This is a genomic window from Streptomyces sp. NPDC059224 (assembly GCF_042754285.1).
Lineage (GTDB): Bacteria > Actinomycetota > Actinomycetes > Streptomycetales > Streptomycetaceae > Streptomyces.
Map to the genome: position 1 here is coordinate 52,261 of NZ_JBHZAN010000035.1, position 12,428 is coordinate 64,688.

12 protein-coding genes are annotated in these 12,428 nt (G+C 69.9%); 6 read left to right on the forward strand and 6 right to left on the reverse strand.

All coding sequences use genetic code 11. The annotated features are described in order from the left end of the window. Positions 1-62: 62 nt before the first annotated feature. A complete protein-coding gene (locus ACFXI4_RS33570) occupies positions 63-296 on the reverse strand; it encodes a hypothetical protein (RefSeq protein ID WP_384998019.1) in 234 nt (77 codons plus the stop codon). Positions 297-751: 455 nt separating this feature from the next. Here ACFXI4_RS33570 and ACFXI4_RS33575 point away from each other — a divergent pair, with 455 nt between their 5' ends. Further along, positions 752-1,678, forward strand: coding sequence for an NAD-dependent epimerase/dehydratase family protein (locus tag ACFXI4_RS33575; RefSeq protein ID WP_384998022.1), 927 nt, complete (start codon positions 752-754; stop codon positions 1,676-1,678). On the opposite strand, the gene ACFXI4_RS33580 is transcribed toward ACFXI4_RS33575, so the two are convergent. The 5 genes from ACFXI4_RS33580 to ACFXI4_RS33600 all read right to left on the reverse strand — a co-directional run bounded on the left by ACFXI4_RS33580 (position 1,666) and on the right by ACFXI4_RS33600 (position 5,890). Next, on the reverse strand, positions 1,666-1,854 hold the full coding sequence (locus ACFXI4_RS33580) for a hypothetical protein (RefSeq protein WP_384998025.1): 189 nt from the start codon (positions 1,852-1,854) through the stop codon (positions 1,666-1,668). The genes ACFXI4_RS33575 and ACFXI4_RS33580 overlap by 13 nt on opposite strands. Positions 1,855-1,973: 119 nt before the next feature. After that, entirely contained in the window at positions 1,974-2,876 is a 903-nt protein-coding gene (locus tag ACFXI4_RS33585) for a sugar phosphate isomerase/epimerase (RefSeq protein WP_362725272.1), read from the reverse strand. A 2-nt stretch (positions 2,877-2,878) separates the two neighbouring features. Further along, a complete protein-coding gene (locus ACFXI4_RS33590) occupies positions 2,879-3,790 on the reverse strand; it encodes an ATP-binding cassette domain-containing protein (RefSeq protein ID WP_362725270.1) in 912 nt (303 codons plus the stop codon). A 4-nt stretch (positions 3,791-3,794) separates the two neighbouring features. After that, complete coding sequence (locus tag ACFXI4_RS33595) at positions 3,795-4,865, reverse strand: ABC transporter permease (protein ID WP_384998029.1); 1,071 nt, start codon at positions 4,863-4,865, stop codon at positions 3,795-3,797. Between the two features lie 5 nt (positions 4,866-4,870). Beyond that, positions 4,871-5,890, reverse strand: coding sequence for a sugar ABC transporter substrate-binding protein (locus tag ACFXI4_RS33600; RefSeq protein ID WP_384998032.1), 1,020 nt, complete (start codon positions 5,888-5,890; stop codon positions 4,871-4,873). A 311-nt stretch (positions 5,891-6,201) separates the two neighbouring features. Between ACFXI4_RS33600 and iolD the strand changes: the two genes are divergently transcribed. The 5 genes from iolD (at position 6,202) to ACFXI4_RS33625 (ending at position 12,416) form a co-directional block, all read left to right on the forward strand. Then, complete coding sequence (gene iolD, locus ACFXI4_RS33605) at positions 6,202-8,073, forward strand: 3D-(3,5/4)-trihydroxycyclohexane-1,2-dione acylhydrolase (decyclizing) (RefSeq protein ID WP_384998035.1); 1,872 nt, start codon at positions 6,202-6,204, stop codon at positions 8,071-8,073. A 29-nt stretch (positions 8,074-8,102) separates the two neighbouring features. Beyond that, positions 8,103-8,888: a GntR family transcriptional regulator gene (locus ACFXI4_RS33610; protein ID WP_384998037.1), complete on the forward strand. Its 786-nt coding sequence runs from the start codon at positions 8,103-8,105 to the stop codon at positions 8,886-8,888. Between the two features lie 344 nt (positions 8,889-9,232). Next, positions 9,233-10,543, forward strand: a complete 1,311-nt coding sequence (locus ACFXI4_RS33615; RefSeq protein WP_384998040.1) for an ABC transporter substrate-binding protein — start codon at positions 9,233-9,235, stop codon at positions 10,541-10,543. An 8-nt stretch (positions 10,544-10,551) separates the two neighbouring features. After that, positions 10,552-11,532, forward strand: coding sequence for a sugar ABC transporter permease (locus ACFXI4_RS33620; RefSeq protein WP_351314383.1), 981 nt, complete (start codon positions 10,552-10,554; stop codon positions 11,530-11,532). Further along, the gene (locus ACFXI4_RS33625; protein WP_351314385.1) at positions 11,529-12,416 is read left to right on the forward strand and encodes a carbohydrate ABC transporter permease; all 888 of its coding nucleotides are present in this window, start codon (positions 11,529-11,531) and stop codon (positions 12,414-12,416) included. The genes ACFXI4_RS33620 and ACFXI4_RS33625 overlap by 4 nt, the downstream gene beginning before the upstream one ends. Positions 12,417-12,428 lie beyond the last annotated feature (12 nt).

The window sequence follows — 12,428 nt, forward strand, 5'->3', positions numbered from 1 at the left end:
ACCAGGACCGAAGCACGCGGTCCCGGCGGCCCGCCCCGTCGCCCTTTGCCCCGTCCTTCCCCTCACCCGGCCCGCAGCCCGTCCACGATCAGGCCCAGGATCCGCGCCGCCCTGGCCTCCGCGTCGCCGCGCGCCGGGTCGATCCGCCACAACACGCCGAGCTGGAGGAGTACGTCCTCCGGGTCGACGTCCGGCTTCAGCGTGCCGTCCGCCGCGCCGGCGCGGAGCAGCGTCGCGATGGCGTCCACGAACGGCTCGTACATCGGGTCGGCGCCGCCGCCGGCCGCCGCGTGCACGGCCTCGGAGACGCCGGACGTGAGCCGGCTTTAGTGCGCCGCCTCGTCGAACCAGCGGCGCAGGGCCTCCAGCGGCGGATACGCGCACCAGCCGCGGCCCGAGGTCGATCAGATGCTGGAGATCGTGCCGGTACAGCTCCGTGATCAGCGCCTCCCGGGTCGGGAAGTGCCGGCAGAGCGTGCCGATGCCGGCGCCGGCCCTGCGGGCGGTCGCGGAGAGCGAGGCGGAGGTGGCCACGGCGAGCTCCGCCCGGGCGGCGGCGAGGATCCGGTCCCGGTTGTCGCGGGCGTCCTTCCTGGTCGGCTTCGAGGGGGCTGCGGGCTCACGGGTGTCAGTCGTCCGTCCGAGGTGGACTGATATCCGGAGACCTCTCCGGTACGCTGGCGGACGAGCGGAGGGATCTCCGTTTCCTGGCCGATTGTGGCACCTCCCACCGCATCCGTGGCGGTCAGTCATGCCCGGGCTCGTCCTGGTGACCGGCGGCACCGGAGACATCGCCGGCCGGTGCGTCGCAGAGCTGCTGCGACGCGGCTACGACGTGCGGACGACCGTACGCTCGCCGGGCCGGGAGCGGGCGGCCCTCGACGCGGTCTCCACGGTCGCCGACCTGGCCGGGAGGCTGGACTTCGCCTCGCCGCCCGGTGTGAGCACCGGCACGCCGGACCTGCTCGCCCCGGCCCGTAAGGGCACCCTGCGGGTACTGCGGGCGGCCACCGCGGCGGGCGTACGGCGGGCGGTGGCGACGTCGGCCGCGAACACCGCGAGCCCGTCGTCGCACGCCTCGGAAGGTGTCACCGACGAGACGCCGTGGACCGATCCAAAGGATCCGGCCCTGATCCCCTGCCGGCGTTCGAAGACCCTCGCCGAGCCGGCGGCCTGGGCGTTCATGCGGGGACACGGCGGGCCGACCGAACCGGCCACCGTGCTGCCCGGTGCCGTGTTCGGGCCGGTGCCGACGGCGGACACCGCCGGTTCCGTCGGGATCGTCGCCCGGATGCTCTCCGGGGCGCCGGGCGGGCCCCGCATCGGGCTGGAGGCGGCGGACGTCCGGGACCTGGTCGACGTCCACCCCGGGGCGATGACCTCACCGGCCGCCGCCGGCGAACGGTTCCGGGCCACCGGTGAGTTCGTGTGGACGGCGGACCTGCCGTGGTTCCTGCGGGAGGGCCTCGGGGAGCGCGGGCGGCAGGTGCCGACGCGCCGGCTGCCGGACTTCGCGGTGCGCCTCGGGGCCCGCTTCCGGGATCCCGCGCTGCGCGAGATCACCCCCGCGCCGGGCCGGCGGCCGCGCCCCGGCCCGGCCCGGGAGACGGTGCTGGACTGCGCCGGGAGCCTGCTCGCCCACGGCGCGGTCCGGGTCCCGGCCGCTCAGAGGCCGTAACGGACCGCGAACCCGTCCGGGTCGTAGGCCTCCCGGTCCGGGTCGTGCCCGATGGCCGGCCTGGTCTCGACCATGTCCTCCGGGCGGATCCGCTCGGGCAGCGCGCCGAAGCGCCGGTGCCGCTGCACCTCGGCGGCCTCGTCGGCGTCCGGCTCCGCGTGCTGTTCGTCCGTCATGCCCACCCCTGTCGCCCGTGTCCTGCGCCCCTGGCGGCCGTGTGCCGGCCGGCGGGGCGGAGTCCGGTCCCGTCCCGTCGACCGGGAGAACGTCCGGGTCGCGGCGCGTGTTCCCGGGCTCAGGCGCCGCAGGAGCGCAGGAACTGCCGGGTACGCACCGCGATGGGCAGTGGCTTGTCCGGCTCGCAGGGGTACATGTCCTGCTCGACGATGGCGAACAGGTCGACGCCGAGGCGCTGCGCCGCCTCCATCACCGGGCCCAGCTCCGGTACCCCGGCGGGTGGTTCGCACATCACGCCCTGGGCCACCGCCGGCCCGAACGGGGTGCCCTTGGCCTGGACGTCGGCCAGGACCGCCGGATCCACCTGCTTGAGGTGGAGGTACCCGATCCGCTCGCCGTAGGTCTCGATCAGCTTGACGCTGTCGCCGCCGCAGTAGGCGTAGTGGCCGGTGTCCAGGCAGAGGTTGACCAGGTCCGCGTCGGTCGAGTCGAGGAAGCGTTCCACGTGCTCCTCGGTGTCGATGTGGGTGTCGGCGTGCGGATGGACGACGATGTCCAGGCCGTACGTCTCCTTGACCTCGTGTCCGAGCCGCTCCATGCCCTTGGTCAGGTGGGCCCACTGCTCGCCGGTCAGCTCGTGCGGCTCCAGGATCTCGGCGGTCTTGTCGTCCCGCCAGAAGGAGGGGATGACCACCAGGTGCTTCGCGTCCATCGCCTGGGTGAGCGCGGCGACCTGGCTGACGTGCTCCCAGGTGGCGTCCCAGACGGCGGGGCCGCGGTGCAGGCCGGTGAAGACGGTGCCGGCCGAGACCTTCAGGCCGCGCCGGGAGACCTCGTCGGTCAGCCGCGCCGGGTCGCTCGGGAGGTAGCCGTACGGGCCGAGCTCGATCCAGGAATACCCGGCCTCGGCGACCTCGTCGAGGAAGCGTTCCCAGGGGACCTGCTGGGGGTCGTCCGGGAACCAGACGCCCCAGGAGTCGGGGGCCGAGCCGACACGGATGCGGTCGAGGGCGTTCGCCATGCTCAGGACTTTCCTTCCGGACCGGTCACCGCGGGTGCGGTGAGGTCCTCTTCTTCCGGGAGCTCCTCGGTGTCGACTCCGCGGACCTGGGACAGTTCGTGCTTGAGGGCGGCCAGTTCGGCGCCGCCCGCCATGTGGTTGGTGAGCTCTTCGAGGGTGATCTCGCTGCGCTCGGCGGAGAGTTCGAGGGTGCCGAGCCGCAGCACGCTGAAGTGGTCGCCGACCATGTAGGCGTGGTGCGGGTTGTGGGTGATGAAGATGACGCCGAGGCCGCGCTCGCGGGCGGCGGCGATGTACTTCAGGACCACACCGGACTGCTTGACGCCGAGCGCCGCCGTCGGCTCGTCCAGGATCAGCACCCGGGCGCCGAAGTACACGGCGCGGGCGATGGCCACGCACTGGCGCTGGCCGCCGGAGAGGGTGCCGATGGGCTGCTCCAGGTCGTCCAGGACGATGCCCATGTTGCGCAGTTCGCGGTCGGCGGTCTCCTTCATCCTCGCGATGTCCAGGCGCCGGACCGGCCAGGGGCCCTTGGTCATCTCGGAGCCGAGGAAGAAGTTGCGCCACACCGGCATCAGCGGGACGGTGGCGAGGTCCTGGTAGACGGTGGCGATGCCCTTGTCGAGAGCCTCGCGCGGGGTGCTGAAGCGCACCGGGGTGCCGTCCACGAGGAAGTCGCCCTCGGTGTGCTGGTGCAGCCCCGAGATGATCTTGATGAGGGTCGACTTGCCGGCCCCGTTGTCGCCGAGGACGCAGGTGACCCGGCCGGGGAACACCTGGAGGTCGACGCCGTGCAGGGCGCGGATGTTGCCGTAGGACTTGCCCGCGCCGCGCAGTTCGACGATCGGGGCCCCCTCGGCGGGTGCCGTGTCCGGGAGGGTGACGCCGTGGGTTCCGGTTCCGTTGTCTGTCATCGGGTCACCTCCTGGTCGCGGTGCGCTGGACCCACAGGTTGATCAGGACGGCGCCGAGCAGCATCACGCCGAGGAAGGCCTTGAACCAGTCCGGGTTCCAGCCGGCGTAGACGATGCCCTGCTGCACCATGCCGAACATGAAGGCGCCGAAGACCGGGCCGATCGCCGAGCCCGCACCGCCGGTCAGCAGGCAGCCGCCGATGACCGCGGCTGAGATGTAGATCAGCTCCTGGCCGACGCCCTCGCCGGACTGCACGGTGTTGAAGGAGAACAGCTGGTGCATCCCGACGAACCAGGCGCCGAAGCCGACCAGCATGAACAGCGAGATCTTGGTGAAGGTCACCGGGACGCCGACCGCGCGGGCGCTCTCCTTGTTGCCGCCGACCGCGAAGATCCAGTTGCCGTACTTGGTGCGCAGCAGCACCCAGGTGGCGATGGCCGCGAAGACCAGCCACCACACGATGGTGATCTTCACTTCGACGCCACCGATGTGGAAGGAGGAGGCGAAGACGCTCCTGACCTGGTCGAAGCCGTCCATGTTGCTGATGTCGTCGGTGGCAACGTTGCCGGTGACCAGCTTGGTCACCGCGAGGTTGACGCCCTGCAGGATCAGGAAGGTGCCCAGGGTGACCAGGAAGCTGGGCAGCCCGGTCTTCACCACCATCCAGCCGTTGAAGGCACCGATGGCGAGCGACACGACCAGGGCGACGATCACGCCCATCCACACGTTGAGCGTCAGCTGGTAGCTGAGCATGCTCGCGGTGAGCGCCGAACTGACCACCGCGACACCGGCCGAGAGGTCGAACTCGCCGCCGATCATCAGCAGGGCCACCGGCAGCGCCATGATCCCGATGGTGGACGACTGGTACAGGATGTTCGCCATCGCGCCGGCCTCGCGCACCGGTGGCGCCGCGATCAGGAAGAAGACGTACACCGCGACGGCGCCGAGGAACACGCCCACGTCCGGACGGGCCAGCACCCGCAGCGCGAGCGGGCGTCGGGCCGTACGGCCGTCCTTCTCGCCGGGGCCAGGGGCCGGCGGTGTGGCCACCGCCGGCGGTGCCTGGTGACTCATACCGATCACCGTGTGCCCTTCGCGGCGAACTGGGCGACCTTGTCCACGTTGGACTTGTCGACGAAGGCCGGCCCGGTCAGCACCGGCTGCTCACCGCCGCCCATGTAGTTGCCGTTGTTCTTGTAGAGCCACAGCGAGTCGACCGCCAGGTAGCCCTGCAGGTACGGCTGCTGGTCCACGGCGAACTCGATGGTCCCCTTGCTGATGGCGCCGGTCAGGTCCTTGTTGAGGTCGAAGGTCGCGATCTGCGCCTTGCTGCCCGCGTCCGACACCGACTGCACGGCGATCAGCGCGATGGGGGCGCCGAGCGTGATCACGTGGTCGATGGCGCCGTCCGTCTTGAGCTTGGCGGTGATCGTGGACTTGACCGCGGTCGGGGACGTGCCGTCGACGTACAGGGTCTCCGTCGTCCCCGAGAACGTCTTCTTCACCCCGTCGCACCGCTGGGTGAGGCCGACGTTGCCCTGCTCCTGGATGACACAGACGACCTTCTTGGCGCCTTCCGTGTTCAGCCGGTTGCCGAGCGCCTCGCCCGCCACCGTCTCGTCCTGGCCGAAGAACTCCAGCAGGCCGAGCTTCTTCCAGTCGCTCACACCGGAGTTGAGCCCGACGACCGGGATGTTCGCCGCGGTCGCCTTGCCGATGACGGCCTTGAGGGCGTCCGGCTTGGCGAGGGTGACGGCGATCCCGTCGACCTTCTGGTCGATCGCGTTCTGCACCAGGTTGGCCTGGTTGCCGGCGTTCGGGTCGGCGGAGTAGACGAGCTTGACGTTGTCCTTGTCGGCCGCCGCCTGGGCACCCTTGCGGACGATGTCCCAGAAGGTGTCACCGGGTGCCTGATGGGTGACCAGCGCGACCGTCATGCGCGGGGTGCTCGCCTTGCCTGCCGCGGCCGACGCGCCGCCCTCCTCCGACTTCTTTCCTCCGGAACTGCTGGAGCAGCCTGCGAGGGCCAGGGCGGCCGCCGCGGCCACGGCCACGAAGGGGGCCAGTCTCCGCGGACGGATACGGGATGAGCGCTCCATCTTGCCTGCACCTCACTGTGCGACGGGGAAAAGAACGGGATCCGTGAAGGTCATGGACCCGGTCCGGAGGGTGCCGGTCCGGGCCGTGCTGTGCGTTGGGACGGGATCCAAGTCCCTGTGCGGCCCGCTGTCAATACTTTGTTAAGACATCATTTCACACTCAGGTCCGAATGTAAGTACAAACCATTGACAGTTCGGCCTGTCCCGATCTACACCTGAGAGGCATCCCGCCCCACCCTGGGAGCCCCGCGATCCCTACCCGCTCCCGCCCGGCGTACCCCTGTACACCACCCCGCCCGAATGAGGTCCCCATGAGCCAGCCGACCACCCGACTGACCGTCGCCCAGGCGCTGGTGCGGTTCCTGTCCGCGCAGTACACCGAGCGCGACGGCGTCCGGCACCGGCTGATCGCCGGCACCTGGGGCATCTTCGGCCACGGCAACGTGGCGGGCATCGGCCAGGCGCTGCTGGAGTACGGCGACGTCATGCCCTACCACCAGGGCCGCAACGAGCAGGCGATGGTGCACGCGGCCGTGGGCCACGCCCGCCAGCTGGACCGGCTCTCCGCGCAGGCGGTGACCACGTCCATCGGGCCGGGCGCCACCAACCTGGTGACCGGCGCGGCCCTGGCGACCATCAACCGGCTGCCGGTGCTGCTGCTGCCCGGCGACTACTTCGCCAGCCACGCGCCCGACCCGCTGCTGCAACAGCTGGAGCACCCGGTCGAGTTCGACGTCTCCGTCAACGACACGCTGCGCCCGGTCTCCCGCTACTTCGACCGGATCACCCGCCCCGAGGCGCTGATCCCGTCCGCCCTGAACGCCATGCGGGTGCTCGCCGACCCGGCCGAGACCGGCGCGGTCACCCTCGCCCTTCCGCAGGACGTCCAGGCGGAGGCGTACGACTGGCCCGAGGAGTTCTTCGCCGAGCGCGTCTGGCGGGTCCGGCGGCCCGCACCCGACCCGGCCGAGCTGGCGGCCGCCGTGAGCGCCGTACGGGCCGCTGAGCGGCCGTTGATCGTGGCGGGCGGCGGAGTCCACCACAGCCGCGCCGAGGACGCCCTGAGGGCCCTCGTGGAGGCGACCGGCATCCCCGTGGCCTCGACCCAGGCCGGCAAGGGCGCCCTGCGCCACGACCACCCGGCCGACCTGGGCGGGGTCGGCCACACCGGCACCGCCGTCGCCGACGACCTGGCACGCACCGCCGACCTGGTCATCGGCGTCGGCACCCGGTACACGGACTTCACCACGGCCTCCGGCACCCTCTTCCAGAACCCGGACGTCCGCTTCCTCAACCTGAACATCACCGGCTTCGACGCCCACAAGCTGGCCGGCCGCACCCTCGTGTGCGACGCGCGGGCGGGGCTGGACGCCCTCACAAAGGCCCTCGCCGGGCACCGGGCGGCCGCGGTCTACGAGGCCGAGTACCGGGCCGGGAAGGAGCGTTGGGAGGCCGTCGTCGAGGCCGCCTACCGCGCGGACGACGAGGACGCGGTGCCGACCCAGACCCAGGTGCTCGGCGCCCTGGACGCGGTGGTGGGCGACGACGACGTCGTCATCAACGCGGCCGGCTCGCTCCCCGGCGACCTCCACAAGCTCTGGCGGGCCCGCTCGCCGCGCCAGTACCACCTGGAGTACGGCTACTCCTGCATGGGCTACGAGATCCCGGCCGGCATCGGCGTGCAGCAGGCCGCCCCGGACACCGTGGTCTGGGCGCTGGTCGGCGACGGCACCTACCTGATGAACCCGACCGAGATCGTCACCGCCGTCCAGGAGGGCCTGCCCGTCAACCTGGTGCTGATCCAGAACCACGGGTACGCCTCCATCGGCGGACTCTCCGAGTCGGTGGGCGGCGAGCGGTTCGGCACCGCCTACCGCTACCGGGTCGCCGACGGCACCTTCGGCGGCGCCCCGCTGCCGGTCGACCTCGCCGCCAACGCGGCCAGCCTCGGCATGGAGGTGCTGCGCGCCAAGACCGTGCGCGAGCTGCGCGAGGCGCTCGCCGCGGCCCGCGCGAGCGACCGGCCGACCTGTGTGTACGTCGAGACGGACCCGGCGCCCACCGCCCCCGGTGCCGAGGCCTGGTGGGACGTGCCGGTCGCGGCGACCGCCACCCGCGAGGCCGCCGTACGGGCCCGTGAGGACTACGAGCGGCAGGTCGCCGGCCGCCGCCGGCACCTGTGATCCCCCGACCCCCGGAAGGAGGTGTCCCGGTGGCCCGAACCGGTGGTTCCGCCCGGACCGCGACCGTCTCGGCACTCGACTCCCTGGACTTCTCCCTGGACCGCGGGAGTCCGGTGCCGCTCTACTACCAGCTCGCCCGGCAGCTGGAGGAGGCCATCGAGCACGGCGTGCTCGCCCCGGGCAACCTCCTCGGCAACGAGATCGAACTGTCGGTGCGGCTCGGCCTGTCCCGGCCCACGGTCCGCCAGGCCATCCAGTCGCTGGTCGACAAGGGCCTCCTGGTGCGCCGCAGGGGCGTGGGCACCCAGGTGGTGCACAGTCAGGTCAGACGGCCGCTGGAGCTGAGCAGCCTCTACGACGACCTGGAGTCGGCCGGACAGGGCCCCACCACCCGGGTGCTGCGCAACGAGCGGATCCCGGCGGCCGGCGAGGCGGCCGCCGCGCTCGGCATCGCGGACGGCGCGGAGGTGGTCGTCCTGGAGCGGCTGCGCTGCACGCACGGCCAGCCGGTGGCGTTCCTCTGCAACTACCTGCCCGCCGGCCTGCTCGAACTCGACACCGCACGCCTGGAGTCGACCGGTCTGTACCGGATGATGCGCACGGCCGGCATCACCCTGCACAGCGCCCGGCAGACCGTGGGCGCCCGCAGCGCCACCGCCGAGGAGGCCGCCCGCCTCGACGAGAAGGAGGGCGCCGCCCTGCTCACCATGCGGCGCACGGCCTACGACGACACCGGGCGCCCGGTGGAGTACGGCAGCCACGTCTACCGGGCGTCCCGGTACGCCTTCGACTTCCAACTGCTGGTACGGCCCTAGCCCGTTGCGGTGAACGGCACGCGGAACGGCGCATGCCGCCGCGGCCGCCGCGCGCTAAACCGCTGGTCCCGCCACCGGAAACCAACACGCCCGCACACGAGCCCTCACGAAGTTCGCCCCCCGGGGGCTCCGTCGTCTCCCCGTGTTCAACAAAGCGGCAGGCAACTGTGTCGATTACGTTTCGGGCAAGAGACGGGCGAGAGGGACGCAGGCTATTGACGCATGAGCGGACAAGCGGCTGTTATTGCGCCCACGATGTTCGGCCGAGTTGGTTTCTGATCGGTTTCGGGACCTTTCGAAGATCAACTCTTCCCCTTGCCGAACCCTGTTACTCAGGAGCCGCCATGCGCATCTCCCCGTCCGGTCTTCACCTGCCGGGTCCGAGCCGCCGTACCGTTCTGCGTGGGGCCGGTTCGGCCGCCCTCGTCGCCGGCGGCATACCCCTGCTCTCCGCCTGCGGCGGCAGCGGGTCCTCCTCCGACCCGAAGACCGTCACCCTGGGCTCCAACGGCTCGGACGCCGTGCCGAAGAAGGCATACGCGGAGATGTACGCGACCTTCAAGAAGCAGTCGGGCATCACGGTCGATGTCAACACGAAGGACCACAACACCTTCCAGGAGCAGATCAACTCCTACCTGCAGGGTACGCCGGACGACGTGTTCAACTGGTTCGCCGGGTACCGGATGCAGTTCTTCGCGAAGAAGGGTCTCGCGACCCCGATCGACGAGGTCTGGGACAAGATCGGCGACGGCTTCCCCGACGCGATGAAGAAGCTCAGCAAGGGCGAGGACGGCAAGTACTACTTCGTGCCGCTGGACACCTACCCCTGGGCGATCTTCTACCGCAAGAGCCTCTTCCAGGAGAAGGGCTACAAGGTCCCCACCACCTGGGACGACTTCGTGGCCCTGTGCAAGCAGATGAAGAAGGACGGCCTGGTCCCGATCGCGTTCGGCGACAAGGACGCGTGGCCGGCGATGGGCACCTTCGACCAGCTCAACTTCCGCATCAACGGCTACGACTTCCACGTCGACCTGATGGGCGGCAAGGCCGAGTGGACCGACCCCAAGGTCAAGGCCGTCTTCGACCACTGGGCCGAGATCCTCCCCTACCACCAGGACGGCTTCATGGGCCGCACCTGGCAGGACGCCGCGCAGACCCTGGTCTCCAAGAAGGCCGGCATGTACCTCCTCGGCTCCTTCGTGGCCCAGCAGTTCACCAACAAGGCCGACCTGGACGACCTGGACTTCTTCGCCTTCCCGGAGATCAACTCCGCGTACGGCCAGGACACCGTCGAGGCGCCCACCGACGGCTACATGGTCAGCAAGGCCCCGAAGAACAAGTCCGGCGCCTTCAAGCTGATGGAGTACCTCGGTACCCCCTCGGCCGAGCAGATCTACCTCAAGGCCGACTCCAGTGTGGTCGCCGCCTCCTCCAAGGCGGACACTTCGTCGTACTCCGCCCTGCAGAAGAAGGCGTACGACATGATCAGCAACGCCAAGAGCCTCACCCAGTTCATGGACCGCGACTCCCGCCCGGACTTCACCTCCACGGTGATGCAGCCCGGTCTGCAGAAGTTCCTGCAGAACCCGAAGGGCGTCGACAGCCTGCTCTCGTCGATCGAGCGCCAGAAGAAGACCATCTTCGCGTCCGAGTGAGCGGCTGAATGACGACTGACATCACCACGAAGTCCCAGGAGGCGGCCGCCGTGCCGCCTCCTGGGCGCGCGTCCGAGAAGAAGCGGGTCCGGCAGGGGCACAAGCGCCTGCTGACCCGCCGCGACCGCATCACGCTGGCCTTCATGGCCGGCGTGCCGACGGTCCTCCACGTCCTGCTCGTCTGGGTGACCGCCCTCGCCTCGATCCTGCTGGCCTTCACCACCTGGGACGGCATCGGCTTCGACTCCATCAAGTGGGTCGGGTTCGACAACTTCCACCAACTCTTCAGCGACAACCCGCAGTTCTGGCCCGCGGTCCAGCACAACGTCATCTGGTTCGTCGTACTGATCCTGATACCCACGCCGTTCGGCCTGTTCCTGGCCGTACAACTGGACAAGCGGATCCGGTTCACCCGGATCTACCAGACGGCGTTCTTCCTGCCGGTCGTCATCTCCATGGCGTGCATCGGCTTCGTCTGGCAGCTGATCTACAACCCGGACACGGGCCTGATCAACAGCATCATCGGCGCCAACAAGCCGGGGCACTACATCGACTGGATCGGCGACCCGAAGCTCAACCTGTGGGCGGTCCTGATCGCCGCGTCCTGGCGGCACGCCGGCTACATGATGATCCTTTACCTGGCCGGTCTGAAGAGCGTCGACCCGTCGCTGCGCGAGGCCTCGGCCCTCGACGGCGCCAACGAGTGGCAGACGTTCAAGAACGTCATCTTCCCGACCCTGCGGCCCACCAACACGGTCGTCCTGGTCGTCACCATCATCGAGGCGCTGCGCGCCTTCGACCTGGTCTTCGTCTTCAACAAGGGCGCCCAGGGCACCGAGTTGCTCTCCATCCTGGTGACCAACAACATCATCGGCGAGTCCAGCCGCATCGGTTACGGCTCGGCGATCGCGGTGGTCCTGCTGGTCATCTCCCTGATCGTGATCATCCCGTACCTGATCGCGACCTTCCGGAAGGAGCGGCGCGCATGAGCACCGTGAGCGCGCTGGGCAAACAGCGCACCCCGATCCGTCCGGCCCGCGTCCTGCTGCACGTCTTCCTCGCCGTCACCGCGCTGGCGTGGCTCGCCCCGCTGCTGTGGGCGGTCTTCTCGGCGCTGCGCCCGTACAGCGAGACCAGCGACCGCGGCTACGTGTCCTGGCCGCACACGCTGAACTTCGACAACTTCACCAACGCGTTCACGCAGTCGGACATGACGCACTACTTCATGAACACGTTGATCATCGCGGTCCCGGCCGTGCTGCTCACGCTGTTCCTGTCGTCGATGGTCGCCTTCTACGTCAGCCGCTTCGACTTCCGGCTCAACCTGGCGCTGCTGCTGGTCTTCACGGCGGGCAACCTGCTCCCCCAGCAGGTCATCATCACCCCCCTGTACCGGATGTACCTGCTGACGAACCTGCCGGGCATCACGCAGAGCGGCAAGCTGTACGACTCGGCGCTCGGCCTGGTGCTGATCCATGTGGCGTTCCAGTCCGGGTTCTGCGCGTTCGTGCTCAGCAACTACATGCGGTCGCTGCCGCACGAGCTGACCGAGGCGGCGCTGGTGGACGGCGCGTCGGTGTGGCGGCTGTACTGGCAGATCACGCTGCCGCTGTGCCGGCCGGCGATGGCGGCCCTGGCGACCCTGTTGTCGATCTGGATCTACAACGACTTCTTCTGGGCGCTGGTGCTGATCTCGACCGGTGAGAACATGCCGATCACCTCGGCGCTCAACAACCTCTCGGGCCAGTACTTCACCGACCCTAACCTGGTCGCCGCCGGTTCCCTGCTCACCGCGATCCCGACGCTGGTCGTGTACTTCGCGCTGCAGAAGCAGTTCGTCAGCGGTCTGACCCTGGGCTCCGCCAAGGGCTGATCCGGCCCCCTC

Coding starts and splice junctions, on each gene's coding strand:
- ACFXI4_RS33575 (WP_384998022.1), top strand. CDS start 752: ATGCCCGGGCTCGTCCTGGTGACCGGCGGCACCGGAGACATCGCCGGC.
- ACFXI4_RS33580 (WP_384998025.1), bottom strand. CDS start 1,854: ATGACGGACGAACAGCACGCGGAGCCGGACGCCGACGAGGCCGCCGAG.
- ACFXI4_RS33585 (WP_362725272.1), bottom strand. CDS start 2,876: ATGGCGAACGCCCTCGACCGCATCCGTGTCGGCTCGGCCCCCGACTCC.
- ACFXI4_RS33590 (WP_362725270.1), bottom strand. CDS start 3,790: ATGACAGACAACGGAACCGGAACCCACGGCGTCACCCTCCCGGACACG.
- ACFXI4_RS33595 (WP_384998029.1), bottom strand. CDS start 4,865: ATGAGTCACCAGGCACCGCCGGCGGTGGCCACACCGCCGGCCCCTGGC.
- ACFXI4_RS33600 (WP_384998032.1), bottom strand. CDS start 5,890: ATGGAGCGCTCATCCCGTATCCGTCCGCGGAGACTGGCCCCCTTCGTG.
- iolD (WP_384998035.1), top strand. CDS start 6,202: ATGAGCCAGCCGACCACCCGACTGACCGTCGCCCAGGCGCTGGTGCGG.
- ACFXI4_RS33615 (WP_384998040.1), top strand. CDS start 9,233: ATGCGCATCTCCCCGTCCGGTCTTCACCTGCCGGGTCCGAGCCGCCGT.
- ACFXI4_RS33620 (WP_351314383.1), top strand. CDS start 10,552: ATGACGACTGACATCACCACGAAGTCCCAGGAGGCGGCCGCCGTGCCG.
- ACFXI4_RS33625 (WP_351314385.1), top strand. CDS start 11,529: ATGAGCACCGTGAGCGCGCTGGGCAAACAGCGCACCCCGATCCGTCCG.